This is a genomic window from Mycobacterium sp. IDUB_19 (genome assembly GCF_055419445.1).
Genome location: NZ_JBVAXR010000006.1, coordinates 11,486 through 32,979, shown reverse-complemented (window position 1 = coordinate 32,979; position 21,494 = coordinate 11,486). Strand labels below are relative to the sequence as shown.

At 66.0% G+C, this 21,494-nt stretch carries 5 protein-coding genes; 2 read left to right on the top strand and 3 right to left on the bottom strand.

Annotated features, from left to right (window positions below):
• Nucleotides 1-27: 27 nt before the first annotated feature.
• The 3 genes from ACZY0B_RS07395 to ACZY0B_RS07385 are packed head-to-tail and all read right to left on the bottom strand — an operon-like array spanning nt 28 to nt 18,244.
• Nucleotides 28-7,698 carry an amino acid adenylation domain-containing protein gene (locus ACZY0B_RS07395; protein WP_463763404.1) on the bottom strand — a complete coding sequence of 2,557 codons (7,671 nt, stop codon included), beginning with the start codon at nt 7,696-7,698 and terminating at the stop codon, nt 28-30.
• Nucleotides 7,698-17,969: an amino acid adenylation domain-containing protein gene (locus ACZY0B_RS07390; protein WP_463763402.1), complete on the bottom strand. Its 10,272-nt coding sequence runs from the start codon at nt 17,967-17,969 to the stop codon at nt 7,698-7,700. The genes ACZY0B_RS07395 and ACZY0B_RS07390 overlap by 1 nt, the downstream gene beginning before the upstream one ends.
• Before the next feature lie 44 nt (nt 17,970-18,013).
• Nucleotides 18,014-18,244, bottom strand: coding sequence for an MbtH family protein (locus ACZY0B_RS07385; protein WP_463763401.1), 231 nt, complete (start codon nt 18,242-18,244; stop codon nt 18,014-18,016).
• A gap of 1,031 nt (nt 18,245-19,275) precedes the next feature.
• On the opposite strand from ACZY0B_RS07385, the gene ACZY0B_RS07380 reads away from it, so the two are divergent.
• Entirely contained in the window at nt 19,276-19,695 is a 420-nt protein-coding gene (locus ACZY0B_RS07380; protein WP_463763545.1) for an MmpS family transport accessory protein, read from the top strand.
• Nucleotides 19,692-21,494 (top strand): MMPL family transporter (locus tag ACZY0B_RS07375; protein WP_463763400.1); only part of this gene is annotated, 1,803 nt, incomplete at its 3' end. The genes ACZY0B_RS07380 and ACZY0B_RS07375, both read left to right, overlap by 4 nt.

Genomic DNA, 21,494 nt, shown 5'->3' with positions numbered 1-21,494 from the left:
GGCGGGCGCGGCGCGTGCCGGGGTTGACTAGAGCAGTCCGACCAACTGCAGGTCGGTGACGTACTTGATGATGACCGGCGCCGAGATGTGCGGGATGTCGTTGTCCGAGCCGATTTTCGCTTCCTGCACCGCGGCGCGGAACCGGTCGGTCGGCGCGAACGACCCGCGGGTCGGCTCGAGCGCGTGGATCTGGTCGGGATTGTGCATCATCAACTGCAGCATCTGCAGCACCGAGTGCTGGCGCTGCCGATCCGGCAGCGCACGCAGGCCGGTCTCGAACTGCCGCACCCACTCCCCGAAGTCGTCGATGCGCTTGATCGGATAGCCGGCCTCGATCAGCCAGTCGACATACGTGTCGATTCCGATGCCGTCGTCGTGCGGGTTCATCACGTGATAGGTCTCGAACCCGTCGACCACCTGGGCGCCCAGGCTCGCGATCGCCTCGGCGACGAATTCGACCGGCAGCCCGTCGAAGTGGGCCCGTTGCCGGTTGCCGTTCTCGTCGAGCTGGTAGAACGAGGCGGGCGCGACACCGGTGGCCACCAGGCTCAGAATCATCCGGGTGACGATATCGGTGACATTGAACTGGCCCGCATAGCTGACATCGGACAGGATCATGTCGCTGCGGAACACCGAAACCGGAAGCCCGAACTGCTCATTGGCCTCCCGCAGCAGTACCTCACCCGCCCATTTGCTGTTGCCGTAGCCGTTGGCGTAGCTGCCGTCGAGGACGCGAGTAGGACTGACGACGCGGATGTCGGCATCCTCGGTGAACAGCGATGGCTCAACTTGGCGACCGAGGTCCGACGTCGATACGTACGCGTAGGGCTTCATCCGCGTGGTCAACGCGAACTTGATCAGCTCGGCGGTTCCAACGACGTTGGGCCCGAACAACTCCCGGTAGGGCAGCACACCGTTGACCACAGCGGCCGAATCGACGATCAGATCGACGGTGTCGGCCAGCCGCTGCCAGGTCTGCTCATCGAGACCCAGGTTGGCCTCGCCCTTGTCGCCGGCGACGACCTCGAGGTGGTCGGCCGCCAGCTGGTGGAAGTGCTCCACCAGTTGCGGGTCCCCGGTGTCGAAGGTCTTCTCCAGCCGATTCCACGCCTCTTGATCAGAGCTGGCTCGCACCAAGCAGATCAGCTTGCCGTCAACGCGTTTCAGTTGCTTGAGCCACTCCAGGGCCAGATAGCGCCCCAAGAAGCCGGTCGCCCCGGTCAACAGCACCGTGCGCGCCTCGGCACTCGGGCCGGGCAGCGTCGGAGCAATGTTCAGTGTCGTGTCGTCGATGAACTTGTCCAGCGTCAAGTCGCTGGCGCGAAGTCCCTCGGTGTCGCGGCCGTGCACCGCAACATAACTCGGACCGTGGGCGTCGGCTTCGTCGGCCGCGTCGACGTTACTGTCCAGACGCTCACTCACGCTTCGGACCGACGGCGCCTCGAAAAGCGCTCGCACCGAAAGGTTGGTATCGAACGCGGTGTTGATCGCGGCAACCACGCGCATCGCCGACAGCGAATCGCCGCCCAGCTCGAAGAAGGAGATCTCGACGCCGACCCGTTCCAGGCCCAGCACCTGGCCGTATATCCCGGCCACGATCTCCTCGGTGGGCGTGGCGGGCGGGGTGTAACGGACGACATTCTGGTATTCGGGTGCGGGGAGCGCGCGTTTGTCGAGCTTGCCGTTGACCGTTCGCGGCAACGTGTCGAGCACGACCACCGACGCGGGGACCATGTAAGCGGGCAACCGCTCGGCCAGCGCGCTGCGCATCTGGGCGGGATCAACGTCCCCGGTGACGGTCACATAGCCGACCAACCGCTTGTCGCCCGGACGGTCCTCGCGAGCGATCACCGCCGCGGCCTGCACCCCATCCAAGGCGGCCAGCGCCGCCTGAACCTCACCGAGTTCGATGCGGTAGCCACGGATCTTGACCTGCTCATCGGCACGCCCCAGGTACTGCAACTGCCCATCGGCACCCCAGCGCACCAGGTCACCGGTGCGATACATCCGCGATCCCGGCCCGCCGAACGGACACGCCACAAACCGCGACGAAGTCAAACCGGCGCGGCGCAGATAGCCAACCGCCACACCACGACCCGCGATGTACAGCTCGCCGACCACTCCCTCGGGAGCCGGCCGCAGCCATTTGTCCAACACGAACAACGCCGCACCCGGCACCGGCACACCAATCGGGGCGCCGCCGCCGGCCGTCATCGGCGCACTGATCGCCGCATAGATCGTGGCCTCGGTCGGGCCGTAAGCGTTGACCATCACCCGCCCCGGCGCCCACCGGTCCACCACTTCATTCGGGCAGGCCTCCCCGGCCATCACCAGCGTCGCGGACTCCAACCCTTCGGACGGCATCATCGCCAACGCCGACGGAGTTTGACCCACCACGGTCACTTGTTCGGCGACCAGCAGGTCGCGCAGTTCGTGGGCGGAAGCCGCTGCCGACTCGGGCACCACCACCAGCCGGGAGCCGTGCAGCAAGGCACTGAAGATCTCCCACACCGAGACGTCGAAGCTGTACGAATGCCATTGCGACCACACCTGATCCGGCCCCGTGGGCGCGCCGGGGTCGGGCGATTCCAGTAGCGATATCGCATTCCCGTGGGTGATCGCCACACCCTTGGGCACCCCGGTCGTTCCCGAGGTGTAAATCGTGTATGCCAGATCCTCAGGCGCTGCCACCGGCAAAGTGAGGTCCGAAAGGATGGGCAGGTCGGGGTCGTCGACGTCGATGACCGGCAGATCGGCCCCGTCCAACCGCGAGCGCAGCGCAGTATTGGTCAGCGCGGCGACTGGTGTCGCATCGCCGAGCATGAACTCCAGCCGCGCGTCGGGCATTACCGGGTCGATCGGTAGATAGGCCGCTCCGGACTTGAGCACCGCCACCATCGCCACAATCGCCTCGGCCGATCGCGAAAACAGCAGCGCCACACATTCACCCGGGCCCGCCCCGTGGCCGACCAGCAACCGCGCCAACCGCTCGGCCGCTTCATCGAGCTCGCGGTAGGTCCATGACCGCGCGCCATCGACCAGCGCTACTCCGTCCGGGGTGCGCGCCACCTGCGCGGCGAACATCTCCGGAATCGTCGTGGCCCCGACCACCGGCTGGGCCAGCACCGCACGGTTGCCCCACTCGTCCAGGCGGGCATGCTCACCGGCATCCAGCACGTCCATCGACGACAACCGCTGCGTCGGGTCGGCGGTCATGGCGACCAGTACCCGCTGGAACCGCTCGACCAGCGTCTCGATGCTGGCCGGGTCGAACACCTCGGTGTCGTATTCGACGCGGATGCCCAATTCGTGGCCCGGCAAGGCCATCACGGACAGCGGGTAGTGGTTGTACTCGCGGTTGGTGACGTCGGTGATGGCCAGCTCGTGGACGCCCACCGGCACGTTGGTGTCGATCGGGTAGTTCTCGTACAGGAAAAGAGTGTCGAACAACTGGTCGTGGCCGGTCGCGCGGTGGATGTCGGTAAGCCCCAGGTGCTCGTGCTCGAGCCTATTGTTGTGAGCGTTCTGCAGCTGCTCGAGCAAGTCGGCGATGGTAGTGGACACGGTGGTGTTCGCCCGCACTGGCACCGTGTTAATCAAAAGGCCCACAATCGATTCCGAGCCCAACACTTCGGGTGGCCGTCCCGAAACCGCGGTACCGAATGCGACGTCACGCTGGCCGGTCAGCCACATCAGCAGCTGTGCCCACGCGGCCTGCAGCACCGTGTTGACGGTGGTGTGGCAGGAGCGGGCCAGCGTGCTCAACTCCCGGGTGGTCTCGACGGACACCCGATACGAATCGACGCGTCGGCGCCCGAGTCCCATCCGGGTTGCGGGGCCTACCAGCGTCGGGTTGTCGAAGCCGTCGAGCATCTGACGCCACGCCGCCTGGGCCGCGCCGCGGTCCTGGGCGGCGAGCCAGGTGAGAATGCTGCGGTACGACGCGGGCGCGGGCAGGCGCTCCCCGTAGTAGCTGGCGAAGATCTCGCGCAGCAGGATCGGCAGCGACCACCCGTCCATCACGATGTGGTGGTTGGTGAGCACAAACCGGTGCTTGTTTTCCGCGATCCGGATCAACGCGGCGCGGAAGGCCGGCCGGGCGGCCAGGTCGCTGACGGCGTCCCGTTCCTCGGCGCACAGCCGGTCGATCTGCTCGTCGTGGCCGAGTTCGTCGCTGTCCAGCTGCACGTACCGCCAGGCCATCACGGGTTCGGCGGGGATGACCTGCACCGGCTCCTCGAACTGGGCGCAGAATCGCGCCGCCAGGTTGGGGTGCCGGTTGACCACGTTTTGCACCGCGTCGCGTAGCCGGTGTGGGTCGATGGCGCCGGCCACGGTGACACCCAGCTGCACCGCATAGACGTCGTCGCCGTTGTCGCCGCCCTGGGCGATGCTGGCGTGAAACAACAGACCCTGCTGCACGGGGGTCAGCGGCAACACGTCGGCGAGATGGTACTGCTGCTCGAGCTGGTCGAGCTGCTGCTGGCTCAGGCGGGCGGGCGCAAGATCGGACGGGGTCAACCCTCCCCCGCCGTTGCGCACGTGTGCGCAGATACCGGTCAGCGCTTCGAACCACAGCCGGCTCAGGCGGCTGATCTGTTCGCCGTCCAGCGCCGACGGCGCCCACGTCCAGCTGGCGTGCAGATGCGGGCCCGCTTCGGTGTCCATGGTGCCGGCGTTGAGGTCGACGGTGTGCATGAGTGGCAGGGGTACCGCGGTCGCCGCACCGGCGACCGACAAGCCTTCTTCGGAGATCCGCCACAAATCCCCGGACAGCTCGGCAGCGGTGCCCGCGCCGAGGCGGCCCAGGTAGTTGAACCCGATCACCGGGTCATTACCGTGCAGGTCCACGTCGTTGTTCAAGTAGCGCAGCAGACCGTAGGTCAACGGATCGGGCAGGCCGCGCAGCTGCTCCTTGGCGTCCTTGATCACCGGACCCAGCGCCGTGTCACCGGCCAACACCTGCGCCCAGTCCAGCCCGCCCACGGCCAGCGACACCGGGTACTTGGTGGTGAACCAGCCGACCGTGCGCGACAAGTCGACGTTGGGGGCCAATTCTTCGTGGCGCCCGTGGCCCTCGACGCCGATGCCGATCGGCGACCCGCCGTTGCCGAGGAACTCCGTCCAAGCCAACCCGAACGCGATCAACAGAATGTCTTGCACCCCAGCGTGAAACGCCGCGGGCACCTCACCCAGCAGCAGCCGGGTCGTCTCGACGTCGAGCTCCGCCGACATCTGCTCGGCGGTGACGTAGGTGTCCACCTCGGGGCGCACCGCCGGCAATGCGGCCGGGACAGCTGCCACTCGCCGCCACGCCTCGGCCTGCTCGGTCACCGCGGGGCGCTGCGCGTGCTCTTCGAGCAGCGACGACCACCGGGCAAACGACGTCCCGCCCGGGGGCAATGCCACCGGCTGTCCGCTGTGGTGCTCGGCCCACGCAATGTTGAGATCTTCCAACAGGATTCGCCACGACACGCCGTCGACCGCCAGGTGATGAATGATCAACACCAACTGTGACGTGGAGCCGACCCACAACGCGCTCAGCATCACTCCGGCGGCCGGGTCCAACCGCGACCGCGCCTCGACGAGAGCCTCGTCGGACAACATGTCGACCGACTGCAGCAGACCGGCGGCATCCACGCTCCCGACTTCGGGTACCTCAAGCGACCACTCGCCCGCGTCGTCGTCCTCGACACGTAACCGTAAGGTGGCATGCCGATCGACCAACGCCTGCAGTAGGGGTGCCACGTCGGCTTCGGTCGCCCCGGTCGGCGCCTGCACCACCATCGTCTGGTTGAACTGCTCGACCGGGCCCACCACGCCTTGCAGCCAGCGGATGATCGGGGTGGCCACCACCTCCCCGATGCCCTCATCGACCACGCCGTCGGCGCCGTCGGTCATCGTGGCGACCCGCGCGACTCGTGCCACGGTCTGCTCGACGAAAATGTCACGGGGACGGCACAACACGCCGGCGGCCCGGGCCCGGGCCGCCACCTGCATCGACAGGATGCTGTCGCCACCGAGGTCGAAGAAGGAGTCGTCCACACCGACCCGCTCGACCCCGAGCACCTGGGCGTAAATATCGGCGAGGATCTCTTCGACCGCGTCGGCTGGGGCGCGATATTCGCCGCCGCCGGCGTATTCGGGTGCCGGCAGGGCGCGTTTGTCGAGCTTGCCGCTCACGTTCAGCGGCAGCGTGTCGAGCACGACAATCGCCGACGGGACCATGTAGGCCGGCAACCGCTCGGCCAGCGCGCTGCGCATCTGCGCGGTGTCGACATCCGCGGTGACGGTCACATAGCCGACCAACCGCTTGTCGCCCGGACGATCCTCGCGAGCGATGACGGCCGCGGCCTGCACCCCGTCGAGAGCTGCCAACGCGGCCTGAACCTCACCCAATTCGATGCGGTAGCCACGGATCTTGACCTGCTCGTCGGCACGCCCCAGGTATTGCAACTGACCGTCGGTACCCCAGCGCACCAGGTCGCCGGTGCGATACATCCGCGATCCGGGCTCACCGAACGGGCACGCGACAAACCGCGACGCCGTCAAACCGGCCCGACGCAGATAGCCGCACGCCACACCACGACCGGCGATGTACAGTTCGCCGGTCACGCCTTCGAGCGCGGGCCGCAACCACTTGTCCAACACGAACAGCGCCGCGCCCGGCACCGGCACCCCGATCGGCGCCGGCGCACCCGGCGTCAACGAGGTACTCATCGCCGCATAGACCGTGCCCTCGGTCGGACCGTAGGCGTTGATCAACACCCGCCCCGGCGCCCACCGATCCACCACCTCGGACGGGAGCGCCTCCCCGGCCACGAACACCGCCGTGGATTCCAGGCTCTCCGACGACAACATCGCTGCCGCAGAAGGGGTTTGGCAGAGGACGTTCACCTTCTCGGCGACCAGCAGCGAATGCAGGTCCTCCGGTGAGCTGGCCACGGTTTCGGGGACGATCACCAACCGGCCGCCATGCAGCAGCGCGCCGAAGATCTCCCACACCGAGACGTCGAAGCTATACGAATGCCATTGCGACCACACGTGTCCCGGGCCCGACGGCACGCCCGAGTGCAGCTTCTCCAGTAGCGACGTCGCGTTCTGGTGGGTGATCGCCACACCCTTGGGCACCCCGGTCGTACCCGAGGTGTAAATCATGTACGCCAGATCCTCCGGCGCCGGCGCCGACAATTCGGTGCCGGGATCGGCGCCCGGGTCGTCGAAGTCGACGACGACCAGATCGGTACCGTCCAATCGCGACCGCAGTGCCGCGGTCGTGACGGCGGCCACCGGTGTGGCATCGCCGAGCATAAACTCCACTCGCGCGTCAGGCAGTGCCGGGTCGATCGGCAAGTAGGCCGCTCCGGCCTTGAGCACCGCCACCATCGACACGATCGCCTCAGCCGACCGCGAAAACAGCAGTGCCACAGTCTGACCCGGGCCCGCGCCGTGACCGGTCAGCACCCGCGCCAACCGCTCAGCGGTCTCATCGACCTCGCCGTAGGTCCACGACCGGTCGCCGCACACCAGCGCGACCGCCTCCGGGGCCTGCGCGACCTGCGCGGCAAACAACTCCGCAATCGTCACGCCCGCCACCGGCCGGGTCAGCACCGCGCGGTTGCCCCACTCGTCCAACCGCGCGACCTCACCCCCGTCCAGGAGGTCAATCGATAACAGCCGCCGTTTTCCGTCGGCCATTACTCGTCCCCTGCATCGTCGGTCATGGCCACCAATACTCGCCGTAACCGCTCGAGCAGCGTTTCGATGCTGGCCTTGTCGAAGACGTCGGTGTCGTACTCGACACGCAGGCCCAGCTCGTGGCCCGGTACGGCTTGCACTGAGAGCGGGTAGTGGTTGTACTCGCGGTTGGTGAACCTGGTGATCGTCAGATCCTGGACACCCGACAGCGCAGCGGTGTCGATCGGGTAGTTCTCGTAGACGAACATGGTGTCGAACAGCTGCTCGTGCCCGGTGATTCGGTGAATTTCGTTCAACCCTAAGTACTGGTGCTCAAGTGTGTCGGTGTAGGAGGTCTGCAGTTGTTCGAGCAAGTCGCCGATGGTGGTCGCCGAGTTGATGTTGGCGCGGATCGGCACCGTGTTGATCATCAGGCCGACAATGGATTCCGCGCCGGGCAGGTCCGTCGGCCGTCCCGAAACCGCGGTGCCGAACGCGACGTCCGGCTGACCGGTCATCCGCATCAACAGCTGCGCCCACGCCGCCTGCAGCACCGTGCTGACGGTGGTGTGGCAGGAACGGGCCAGCTCGCCCAGCGCGCGGGTGGTGTCCGCGGACACCTGGAACTCTTCGACACCTCGCGGCCCAAGCGCCATCCGTTGCGGCGGGCCGACCAGGGTCGGGGTGTCAAAGCCATCGAACACCTCGCGCCACGCCGCCCGGGCCGCACTGCGATCCTGATCGGCCAGCCAGGTGACAAACCTGCGGTACGACACGGCCGCGGGGAGCCGGTGGCCGTAGTAACTGGCGAAAATCTCTTGTAGCAGAAGCGGTTTCGACCAGCCATCCAGCACGATGTGGTGATTGGTCAGCACAAACCGGTATTGGTCTGCTGCGGTGCGCAGCAATGCCGCCCGGAAGGCCGGCTTGTCGACGAGATCGCAGACGGCGGCACGCTCGGCCGCGGCCACTTGCTCAACCTGCTCTTCGACATCACTGTCGTCCAATTCGAGGTACTGCCAAGTCAATTCGGGTTCAGCAGGCAGAACCTGCAGCGGCTCGTCGAAGTCGCCGCTGAAGCGCGCCACCAGGTGTGGGTGCCGGGTGACGACAGCGTGCACCGCATCGCGCAGCCGATCCTGGTCGACGTCACCACTGATGCTGATGTCCAGCTGCACCGCATACAAATCGTCGCCGCGCACGCCCAGGTCTTCGGCGGTACTGGCGTGGAAGAACAGGCCCTGCTGCAACGGGGTCAGCGGCAGCACATCGGCGATCTGGTCACGCTGCTGCAGTTCGTCGATCTGCTGCTGGCTCATCCGCGCGGGCGCAAGGTCGGAGGGCGTCAAGCCGCCGCCGCCGGCACGCACGTGCTCGCAGATGCCCGACAGCGCGTCAAACCACAACTGGCTCAACCGATTGACCTGAGCCTCATCAAACGCCGACGACGCCCAGGTCCAGTTGGCTTGCAGCTGCGGGCCATCCTCGGTGTCCATGGTTCCGGCGTTGAGCTCGACGGTGTGCGCCAGCGGCATGGCGACGGCCGTCGCCGAGGCGGCGGTCCGCAGGTCGTCCTGGGAGACCTGCCACAGGTCACCCGACAGGTCGGACGCGCCCGCGCCCAGACGGCCCAGGTAGTTGAACCCGATCGCCGGGTCGGATCCGTCCAAGTCGACGTCGGGGTTCAAGTAGCGCAGCAGACCGTAGGTCAGCGCATCGGGCAGACCGCGCAGCTGCTCCTTGGCATCCTTGATCACCGGGCCCAGCGCGGCCTCGCCGGCCGCCACCTGCGCCCAGCCCAGCTCACCAACGGCCAGCGACACCGGGTACTTGGTGGTGAACCACCCGACCGTGCGCGACAGGTCCACCTCGGCGGCCAATTCCTCATGCCGGCCGTGACCCTCGACATCGATGCCGATCGGCGACCCGCCGTTGCCCAGGAACTCCGCCCAGGCCAACCCGAACGCGATCAACAGAATGTCTTGCACCCCAGCGTGAAACGCCGCGGGCACCTCACCCAGCAGCAGCCGGGTCGTCTCGACGTCCAGCCCGACCGACAGTTGTCCGGCCGTGGCAAACGTGTCCGCCCCGGGCTGCACCGCCGGGATCGCGGCGGGTACGGCGGCCACCTGCCGCCACGCCTCTGCCTGGGCTACCACTTCGGGAACGCGCGCATGTTCATTGAGCAGCGACGACCAGCGGGCGAACGACGTCCCCGGCGCCGGCAACGCCACCTCTTGTCCGCTGTGGTGCTGGGCCCAGCCAATGTTGAGGTCTTCCAACAGGATTCGCCACGACACACCATCCACGGCCAGGTGGTGAACGATCAGCACCAACTGGGACGTCGAGTTGGCCCACACCGCACTGAGCATCACACCGGCGCCCGGGTTCAACCGCGACCGCGCCTCGACGAGCACGTCATCGGAGAACGCGTCGACCGACTGCAGCAGCGACCCCGCGTCCACCGACCCGACCTCGGGGACCCACAGCGACCAACCACCGGCGCCGTCGTCGTCGACGCGCAGCCGCAACATGGCGTGCCGATCCACCAACGCCTGCAGCACGACTCGCGCGTCGGCCTCGGTCACTCCGTCGGGAGCCTGCACCACCATCGTCTGGTTGAACTGGTCGACCGGACCGTCGGTGTCACGCAGCCAGCGAATGATCGGGGTGGCCAGCACCTCGCCGAGACCCTCGTCGACCGCGCCGCCGCCTTCGCCGGCCAGGCGGGCCACCCGGGCCAGCTTGGCGACGGTCTGCTCGACGAAAACGTCACGGGGACGGCACATCACACCGGCCGCTCGGGCACGGGCCACCACCTGCATCGACAAAATGCTGTCGCCGCCGAGGTCGAAGAAGGAGTCGTCCACACCGACCCGCTCCACCCCGAGCACCTGGGCGTAGATCCCGGCCAAGATCTCCTCGACCGCGTCGGCCGGTGCGCGATAGCTATCGACATCGGAGTATTCCGGCGCGGGCAGGGCGCGGGTGTCGAGCTTGCCGTTGACCGTCAACGGCAGCGAGTCCAGCACCACCACCGCGACCGGCACCATGTACGTCGGGAGCCGCTCGGCCAGCTGGCTGCGGATCTCGTTCGGGTCCGCGGTTCCGGTGATATAGCCGACCAGGCGCTTGTCGCCGGGGCGGTCCTCGCGGGCGATTACCGCCGCCTGTGCTACCCCGCCCAAACCGGCCAGCGCTGCCTGAATCTCACCGAGTTCGATGCGGTAGCCGCGGATCTTGACCTGCTTGTCGGCGCGTCCCATATACCGCAGCTGTCCATCGGTACCCCAGGACACCAGGTCGCCGGTGCGATACATCCGCGATCCGGGACCACCGAACGGGCAGGCGACGAACCGCGTCGTCGTCAAGTCCGCCCGGCCGATATAGCCGCTCGCCACACCGGCGCCGGCCACATACAACTCGCCGACCACGCCGGGCGCGACGGGCCGCAGCCAGCCGTCCAGCACGAAGAAGGCCAGATGCGCCAACGGCACCCCGATGGGGCTGTTATTGCTGTCGACGTCGGCGTCGACGATCTCCCGGAACGACGCGTGCACGGTGGTCTCGGTGATGCCGTACATGTTGATCATGCGCGGCAGTCCCGGGTGGTTGTGCAACCACGTCTGAAGACGTTGTGGCTCAAGCGCTTCGCCACCGAAGACGACGGTCTGAAGCTTCAGCTGTTGGCCCAGCTCGGGCGCCAGCGCGTCGGCGGCTTGCAGCGCATAGAACGCCGACGGTGTCTGGCTCAAGACGCTGACTTGTTCGCTGACCAGCAAGGCGTGCAGGTCTTCCGGCGAGCGGACTATCGAGTCGGGCACCACGACCACCCGGCCGCCGTGCAGCAGGGCACCCCAGATCTCCCACACCGAGTAGTCGAAGGCCAGCGAATGGCACTGTGTCCAAACCTGTCCCAGTTCCATTTCGGCGTCGAGGGATTCCAGCAGCTGGGTCACGTTGCGATGCGTGACGGCCACGCCCTTGGGCTTACCGGTGGTTCCCGAGGTGTAGATGATGTAGGCAACGTGGTCGGCCGCGGGTGTCGGCAATGCCGTGTTGGGTGCGGCGCCGACGGCCGGGTCGTCGATATCGATGACCTGCAGGTCGGCCGCCTCGAGCCGTGGGCGTAGGTCCGCGGTGGTGACGGCGGCGACCGGCGCGGCGTCGGACAGCATGAACTCCATCCGCGCCGTCGGGTGCGCGGGGTCCATCGGCAGATACGCCGCCCCGGTCTTCAACACCGCCAGCAGCGACACGATCGCCTCGGCGGATCGGTTGTGCAGCACCGCCACTCGCTCGCCCGGGCCTGCCCCGCGATCGGACAGCAAGTGCGCCAACCGGTTTGCCGCCTCGTCGAGCTCGCGGTAGGTCCAGGACCGGTCCCCGCAGTTGACCGCCACGGCCTCGGGGGCGCGGGCGACCTGCGCGGCGAACAGCTCGGGAATCGACACCGGAGTGCTCGCGGGCTGCGTCAGTACGGCGCGGTTGCCCCACTCCTCGAGTCGCGAATGCTCGTCGCTGTCAAGCAGATCGATCGCCGATAGGCGTCGCGTGGGATCGGTGGTCATGGTGACCAACACCCGCCGCAACCGCTCGATCAGCGTGTCGATGGTGGCCACGTCGAAGACCTGGGTGTCGAATTCGACGCGCAGGCTCAGTTCGTGGCCCGGCGTCACCACCACCGACAGTGGGTAGTGGTTGAATTCGCGACTGCTGAAGTCGGTGATGGCCAACTCGTGGACGCCCAACAGGGCGCCGGTGTCGACCGGGTAGTTCTCGTAGAGGAACAGCGTGTCGAACAACTGGTCGTGACCGGTCACGCGGTGGATGTCCCGCAGCGCCAGGTGGTCGTACTCGAGGGTGTCATTGCGGGCGCGCTGCAGCTGGCCCATCAGGTCGGCGATGGTCGTCGTCGCGGTGGCGTTGGCCCGTACCGGAATCGTGTTGATCAACAGACCCACCAGCGCTTCGGCACCGGGCAACTCGGTGGGCCGGCCGGAAACCGCGGTGCCGAAGGCGACATCCTGGTGACCGGTCAGCCACATCAGTACCTGCGCCCACGCCGCCTGCAGCACGTTGCTCACGGTGGTTTGGTGCGAGCGGGCCAGCTCGGTGAGGGCCTGGGTCGTGTCGGCAGCCACCCGATACGATTCGACGCCGCGCTCCGCTGCCTGCCCGGGCGGGCTCACCAGCGTGGGCGTGTCGAAGCCGGCCAGCACTTCGCCCCACGCTGCTTGGGCGGCATCGCGATCCTGCTCGGCCAGCCAGGTGACGAAGCTTCGGTACGACGGCGCCGCGGGCAACCGCTGCCCGTAGTAGAGCGTGAAGATCTCCTGCAGCAGGATCGGCAGCGACCAGCCATCGATGACGATGTGGTGGATGGTCAGCATCAACCGGTGCCGGTTGTCTCCGGTACGGATCAACGCCACCCGGAACGCCGGCTGCTCGGCGATGTCGCAGACGGCGGCACGTTCGTCAGCGCACAGCCGCTGCACACGCTGATCGATTTCGGCGTCGGCACCGCTCATTTCGACGTAATGCCAGCCGATGACGGGTTCGGCCGGGATGATCTGGATCGGCTCGTCGAACTGTTCGCAGAACCGCGCCGCCAGGTTGGGGTGCCGGTTGACCACCGACTGCACGGCCTCGCGCAGCCGCTTCTCGTCGAGCGGTCCGGTGACGGTGATGCCGAGTTGCACCGCATACAGGTCGTCGCCGGAGCCCTCCGCGATCGCGGTGTGGAACAACAGTCCCTGCTGCACGGGGGTCAGCGGGAGCACGTCGGCGATGTGGAGCTGCCGGGACAGGTCGTCGATTTGCTCCTGGCTCAGCCGCGCCGGGGCCACATCGGACGGCGTCAGCCCGCCACCACCGCTGCGAACATGCGCGCAGATGCCGAGAAGGGCGTCGAACCACAGTTGGCTGAGCCTGTTGATCTGGGTGTCGTCGAGAGCGGAAGGGGCCCAGGTCCAATTGGCGTGCAGGTGCGGACCGGCTTCGCTGTCGATCGTGCCGGCGTTGAGCTCCACGGTGTGTGCCAGCGGCATGGGTATCGCCGCGGCTGCATCGGCCAGGGCGAGGCTCTCCTGGCTGACCCGCCAAAGGTCTTCGGAGAGTTCGGCCGCCGAGGCACCCATCCGGCCCAGGTAGTTGAAGCCGATCGCCGGGTCGGTTCCGGCCAGGTCTACCTCGGGGTTCAAGTAGCGCAGCAGACCGTAGGTCAGCCCATCGGGCAGGGCGCGCAGCTGTTCCTTGGCGTCCTTGATGATCGCGCCGAGCGCCGGGTCGCCGGCGGTGACCCGCGCCCAGTCCAGCCCGCCGACGGTCAACGACACGGGGTACTTGGTGGTGAACCACCCGACCGTGCGCGACAGGTCGACGTAGGGATTCAGCTCTTCGTTGCGGCCGTGGCCCTCGACGTCGATGCCGAGCGGCTTGCCCGTCGAGCCCAGGAATTCCGCCCAGGCCAACCCGAACGCAATCAACAGAATGTCTTGCACCCCAGCGTGAAACGCGGCCGGGACCTCGCCGAGGATCTGACGGGTGGTGTCGACGTCCAGGTCTACCGCCAACCGCCCGGCGCTGGCGTGCGTATCGACGGCGGGCTGTACCGCCGGCAACGCGGCCGGGGTCGATGCCACCTGCCGCCAGGCGTCCGCCTGCTGTACGACGGCCGCGGTGCGGGCGTGCTCTTCGAGCAGTGCCGACCACCGGGCGAACGACGTGCCCGGCGCCGGCAGCTCCACCTCTTGCCCGCTGTGATGCTGGGCCCAGGCGATGTTGAGGTCCTCCAACAGGATTCGCCACGACACACCATCGACGGCCAGGTGATGAATGATCAACGCCAGCTGCGACGTCGAGGTGACCCACAGCGCGCTGAGCATCGCCCCGGTGGCCGGGTTCAGCCGCGCCCGCGCTTCGACGAGCGCCTCGTCGGACAAGACGTCGACCGAGTGCACCAGACCAGCGGCTTCCAGCGACTCGACCTCGGGCACCCACAGCGACCAGCCGCCGGCACCGTCGTCGTCGGCCCGCATCCGCAGGGTGGCATGCCGATCCACCAACGCCTGCAGCACCACCGCCACGTCGGCTTCGGTTACTCCGGCGGGGGCCTGCACCACCATCGACTGGTTGAACTGCTCGACCGGGCCATCGATGTCTTGCAGCCAGCGGATGATCGGCGTGGCCACCACCTCGCCGAGACCCTCGTCGACCGCACCGATCTCACCGGTGGCGACATTGGCAACGAGGGCCAGCCGGGCGACGCTCTGCTCAACGAAAACGTCGCGCGGACGCAGCAGCACCCCGGCCGCCCGGGCGCGGGCCACCACCTGCATCGACAGAATGCTGTCGCCGCCCATGTCGAAGAAGGAGTCATCGATGCCGACTCGCTCGAGACCCAGGATTTCGGAGTAGATACCGGCCAGGACCTCTTCGACCGCGGTCGTCGGAGCACGGTAGGCGCCGCCGATGTTGTGGTATTCGGGCGCCGGCAGGGCGCGAGTGTCGAGCTTGCCGTTAGGGGTCAGCGGCAGTGCCTGCAGGACGACCACCGCGGCCGGGACCATATACGCCGGCAGCCGCTCGGCCAGCCTCGTCCGCGCCGCGGCGGGGTCGATGGTGCCGGTGACGTAGCCGACCAGGCGCTTGTCGCCGGGACGGTCCTCGCGCGCGATGACGGCCGCTTGCTTGACGTCGTCCAGCGCGGCCAGGGCGGCTTGCACCTCACCCAGCTCGATGCGGTACCCGCGGATCTTGACCTGCTCGTCGGCGCGCCCGAGGTAAAGCAGTTGTCCATCCTCGCCCCACGAGACCAGGTCTCCGGTGCGATACATCCGCTCCCCCGGCTGCCCGAACGGGCACGCCACGAAGCGCGACGACGTCAGACCGGCCCGGCGCACATAGCCGCACGCCACTCCGGCGCCGGCCACATACAACTCACCGACCACGCCCGGCGGCACCGGCTTCAGCCAGCGGTCCAGCACGAACAACGCCGCTCCGGGAACCGGCGAACCGATCGGCACCACACCGGATCCGGGTACCAGTGGGGCGCTGATCGCCACACACACCGTGGTCTCGGTGGGGCCGTAGCCGTTGACCATCACGCGACCGGGCGCCCACTGATCCATGACCTCGGGCGGGCAGGCCTCGCCCGCGACCACCAGCGCCGCCGTCTCCAGCCCCTCGGGTGAGAGCATCCCGACTGCCGACGGTGTCTGGGTGAGCACGCTGACGTGTTCACCGACCAGCAGGGCATGGAAGTCGTCCGGTGAACGGGTCACCGTCTCGGGCACTACGACCAGGCGCCTGCCCCCGAGCAGGGCGGCCCAGATTTCCCAGACCGAGAAGTCAAAGGACAGGGAGTGACACTGTGACCACACCCCGGTCCGCGGCAGGCCGGCATCGAAGCTGGCGAACAGCTGCGTGACGTTGTGATGAGTGACGGCAACACCTTTGGGAGTACCGGTGGTGCCCGACGTGTAGATGATGTGGGCGATGTTGCCGGGGTCCGGCATCGGCAATGCGGTGCTGGGCTGCGCAGCGACCCGCGGATCGGCGACGTCGATGACCACCAGATCCTGTCCGTCCAACCGTGACAGCAGGTCGGCGGTGGTGACGGCGGCCGTCGGCGCGGCGTCGGCGAGCATGAACTCCGTTCGCGCCTTGGGCAGTGCCGGGTCGATCGGCAGATATGCCGCACCCGTCTTCAAAACCGCCAGGATCGCGACGATCGCGTCGGCCGATCGGGAAAACTGAAGGGCCACACAGTGTCCGGGGCCCACGCCCTCGCTGCTGAGCAAGTGCGCCAATCGGTTAGCGGCCTCGTCGAGTTCCCGATAGGTCGTGGATCGGCCCTCGAAAGTGACCGCCACTGCCTCGGGGGTGTGCTCGACGTGTTCGTTGAACACCTCCGGAATCGACAGCTTCGCCGGGGCCGGCTCGGTCAGCACCGCTCGGTTGCCGATCTCGTCGATGCGGGCCGCGTCAGCGGCGTCCAGCGCCTCGATCGACGACAGCGGTGCCGTCGGGTCCTCGACCATCGCCAACAACACCTGCTGCAACCGCGCGGCCAGATCCGGGACAGCGAAATTCGCGAACGGCTGCCCAGGGCCGGCCGTGCTCAGGAAGAGTTGATCGCCGGCGCCGAGGAAGAAAAACCCGAAGTGACCCACCGGGCCGTGGTTCGTATATGTCGCACTTGCCGGAGCGCCGGCCAGGTTCAGGGTCAGCCGGGACGGGATGAAATTGACGCCCACGCGATTTGCGCCCTGCCTGGCGCCGCCCTCACCCTCGAGGGCATGCACCGGGAAACGCTGATGTTGCAACAGTTCCCGAATTCGCGTGTCGACATGCGCAACGAAATCGGCAACCGTCGACTCCGGTGATGTCGCCAACACCAATGGGACGACTCCAGCGAGCATTGCGGGCAGCTGTTTCGACTCTTGGGTGACCCGGCGGCTGACCGGGAAGTCGAGCACCACCTCGGAAGCGTTGCCAGACCATCCGCGCACCAGCAGCGCGCACGCGGCGGTAATGGCCGAATACCGGCGGACCCGCAACTGTTTCGTCAACTGTTGCATTCGGCTCACGACTGCCGGGTCCACCTGAACCGACGCGGAAGTCAGATACGGGTCACGCTCGGCGGTGGCCTGGGGCAGCCGATAGTGGAATCCACTTTCGGAGGGCAGGTGTTCCTGCCAATAGGCCTCGTCGTCCTGATATTCGGCGGACGCCTCATAGCCTGACTCGCAGTCGATCAGGTCCTGCAAGGAGCCGAAATATGCGTCAGGCACGGGTGCACCGGCAACGAGGGCTGTGTAGATGGTGGCAACCCGGCGACTGACCAGCGCCATGCCCATGCCGTCCACCGCGATGTGGTGACAGACAGCGAACAAATAGAATTCACTATCTTGTGTCTGGAATAACACAAATGTGAAAAGCGGACCGGAGAATGGCATTGGCGTGCGCTGAATTGATGAAGCCAATTCGCGTGCCTTTTGCACCGAATCATCAGCGTCTCTTAAATCGTAGAAGCCGAGCTCCGTATCGGGATAATCCACAGCCTTTTGTAAAACGTGGCCATCCGATTCGAAGAACGCGACCCTGCCCGGCTCGGTCTCCGCAACCACTTGCCGGATGGCCTGCTGCAGCAAGTCGCGATCGACGGTGCCCTCGATCCGCACCAAAAGGCCAAGCTGCCACTCGGTCCCCGCGAAACCGGTTTCCTGCGAGAGCCAAATGTCCAACTGCCCACGCGTTAGCGGGTGTGCCTGCTCACCACGTTCCATGTGAGTCCCCCAGAGCTCCACCCGAGTCCCCATACCCAGGCGGTTTAGTTATCAAAACTCCGACCCGCTGCCAGCCGATCACGCAGACTCTTCGGCCGGATATCGGGCCAGTTCTGCTCGATGTAGTCCAAGCAAGCCGCCCGATCGGCTTCGCCGTATACCACCCGCCACCCCGCGGGAACGTCGGCGAAGGTAGGCCACAGGCTGTGTTGCTCCTCGTCATTGACCAAGACGAAAAAACTGCCATTATCGTCGTCGAACGGATTGGTGCTCACAGTTCTCCAGGCGTTCTCTCGATATACGTGGGGTCGTTCCAAACCATACTGGAGGCCTACAGGCTCGGTCGGTCGTTTCGACAAAGTTCCTGATGTGATCTGTTAAGCACTCGTGACACCCTCTTGGCAATTCAGGTGCGCGGCGCAACGCTCGGGCGCTGGCGCCGTCGAGTGCAGTGACCTGCAGTGACGGCATTGGCTGTCTGTCGACTGCCCAGAGTACGGTACCGACGGCGAAGAGACGACCGAGTAACGTTCTCGTTGCTCATTGGTTGCGGCGTGCGGAACCCGCCGGATCGGCCACCGCCGGGGCCCGCTGAACAGCCCGGAGACCGCGGAGCCAAGCCACCGCAGACGGCGGCACGACGCGGTAGCTATCAGGCCCGCGAACGCCGACGTCGTCGGGCGAATCGGTGGGCCTTGCGTTGCGGCGAGGCGAGATCGCCAGAGCCGATCTGAAGACCACAATTCGCACGCCCACGAACCACTTGCACTTCGTTAGCTGGCCATGGCCGAGCGTTCCGCGGATGATCTCTTCTGCGCGGGATCGCGCGGGAATGTAATATGTATCACCATTGCTGGGGACAATGACACATACAACACCTGCCGGTCGGGGAGATTCGGCAGATTTGATACCGTGCCCTGACGCCGGCGGTTCCAGTAACGATCACATACCGGGTGACGAAAGATCTGATGTCGGAGCCAATGGCATGGTTTACTCATCAAGATCTGATCGCACTCGCCGAACGCCACTCGTATGAGTTGACCGCCGCAGGTCTGGCGTGGTGCGACCGAGGTGTGGGTACATGTTCAAGCGGTTGAGACAGCGAGTCCAGGAACGGGTTGAAGGGGGTGCGGTGGTCGAGCACGACGTTCGAGCCCGGTCCGACGTCGCCAGCGAGGGTAGCCAGGACGCTAGTCAGCCCTCCGGTCGCTTCCGGCGGTTTGGTCGCCAGTCTTCGCCCGGATCTCAACCACCCGACGGCCCGCGAAAGGGCGGTCGGAATGCCGGAGCAGGAGCATTCAAGCTGCTGGGCCGGATCTGGATCCCGCTGCTGATCGTGGCGGTACTGACTGCCGGCGGATTCACGGTGTCGCGGCTGCACGGCATCTTCGGCTCCGACAAGCACCAGTCGTATGCCGACACCAGAGTCAAAGACAGCAAGCCGTTCAACCCCAAGCACCTCAAGTACGAGGTGTTCGGAGCGCCGGGTACCGTGGCCGACATCAGCTATTTCGACGTGAACGCCGACCCGCAGCACATCAACGGAGTCACCCTGCCGTGGTCGATGGATCTCTCGACGACACTGCCGTCAATTGTGGGAAATGTTGTGGCACAAGGTGATACCGACACCATCGGCTGCCGCATCATCGTCGACGGCACCGTCAAGTCCGAGAAGGTCTCACATGAGGTGAACGCCTTCACGTACTGCGTCCTGACGGCTGCATGAGCGACGAAAACATGGGCACGGAGCGGCCCGCGCGACCATTCGTAGCGCGGACGATCCACCGGTTTTCGATACTTATCATCCTTGGGTGGCTGGGGCTCACCGTCTTCTTGACTATCGGCGTCCCCCCGCTGGAGGTAGTCGAGCAACAGCATTCGGTGTCGCTGAATCCCGCGGACGCGCCCTCGTTCAAGGCGATGGGACGCCTGGGTCAGGATTTCAAGGAATCCAATTCCGGCGCGCTCGCGATGATCGTCTTGGAGGGTGACCGGCCGCTCGGCCAGGGAGCTCACCAGTACTACGACGAGCTGGTTCGTCGGCTGGAAGCCGATACGAAGCACGTCCAGCACGTCCAGAACTTCTGGGGGGACCCGGTCACGGCGGCCGCCGCGCAAAGTATCGACGGTAAGGCCGCCTATGTGCAGTTGAACCTTGGCGGTAGCCAAGGTGCGACCGCGGGGGACGAATCGGTACAGGCCATCCGGAATATCGTGGCGGAATTGCGTGCGCCGGAGGGGCTGCACGTCTACGTCACCGGCCCAGCCGCAACCGTCGCCGATATGAACAAAGCGGGTCAGCAGACGGTCACAACGGTCACTTTGGCCAGCCTTTCAGTGATCTTCATTATGTTGCTGCTCGTCTACCGCTCGATCTTCACCGTCATTCTTTTGTTGGTGATGGTCGGGCTGCAACTGACAGTCTCCCGCGGCATGGTCGCGTTCCTCGGCTATCACGGCCTCCTCGGTCTCACCACGTTTGCCGTGAACCTGCTGGTGGCCGCAGTCATCGCCACAGGAACGGACTATGGGATATTCTTCGTAGGGCGATATCAGGAAGCTCGACAGGCCGGCGAAGATCGCGAAAGCGCTTTCTACACCACGTTCAGCAGTGTCGCCAAGGTTGTGCTGGCATCCGGTTTGACGATCGCCGGAGCGGTTCTCTGCCTGAGCTTTACCCGGCTTCCCTATTTCCAGCCGCTGGGCCTGCCGAACGCGGTGGGCATCGCCGTTGCGGTGCTGGTAGCCCTGACGCTCGCGCCGGCACTTCTGGCTGTCGGAGGCCGTTTCGGCCTATTCGAACCGAAACGGAAGCTCCAGGTTCGCGGCTGGCGACGCATTGGTACGGCGATCGTTCGCTGGCCCACGCCGATTCTCATCGCCACGGTGGCGATCGCCCTCATCGGTCTGCTGACTCTGCCGGGATACAACCCCAGCTACGACGACCAGAAATTCATCCCCGAGGATATTCCCGCCAGCGTAGGAAATGCGGCCGCTGCGCGACATTTTCCCGAGTCACGAATGATGATGCCGGAAATCCTTTTGGTCGAAGCCGATCATGACCTACGCAATCCCACCGACATGCTGGTATTGAATCAATTGGCCAAGGGCATTCTCGCGGTACCCGGAGTTTCTACGGTTCAGAGTGTTACTCGGCCCGAGGGAACACCGCTCGCGCACACCAGCATTCCTTACATCATGAGCATGTCGCAGTCATCTCAGCTGACAAACATGGCGTTCCAAAAAGACCGCATGAATGACATGCTGAAACAGGCCGACGAAATGGCCAAAATGATCGCTCTGATGCAACACATGGTGAGCCTGATGAGAGAGCTCACCGCCACCACCCATGACATGGTCGGCAAAACGCATGAAGTCCAGAAAGCCACCGCGGAGTTGCGAGACCGTGTTTCGGACTTCGAGGATTTCTACAGACCGGTTCGCAGTTATTTTTACTGGGAAAAGCATTGCTACGATATTCCCGCCTGTTTCGCGATACGATCCGTGTTCGACGCAATCGATGGT

Excerpts from the sequence above, each read along its gene's own strand:
- ACZY0B_RS07395 (WP_463763404.1), bottom strand. The coding sequence starts at position 7,698 with ATGGCCGACGGAAAACGGCGGCTGTTATCGATTGACCTCCTGGACGGG.
- ACZY0B_RS07390 (WP_463763402.1), bottom strand. The coding sequence starts at position 17,969 with ATGGAACGTGGTGAGCAGGCACACCCGCTAACGCGTGGGCAGTTGGAC.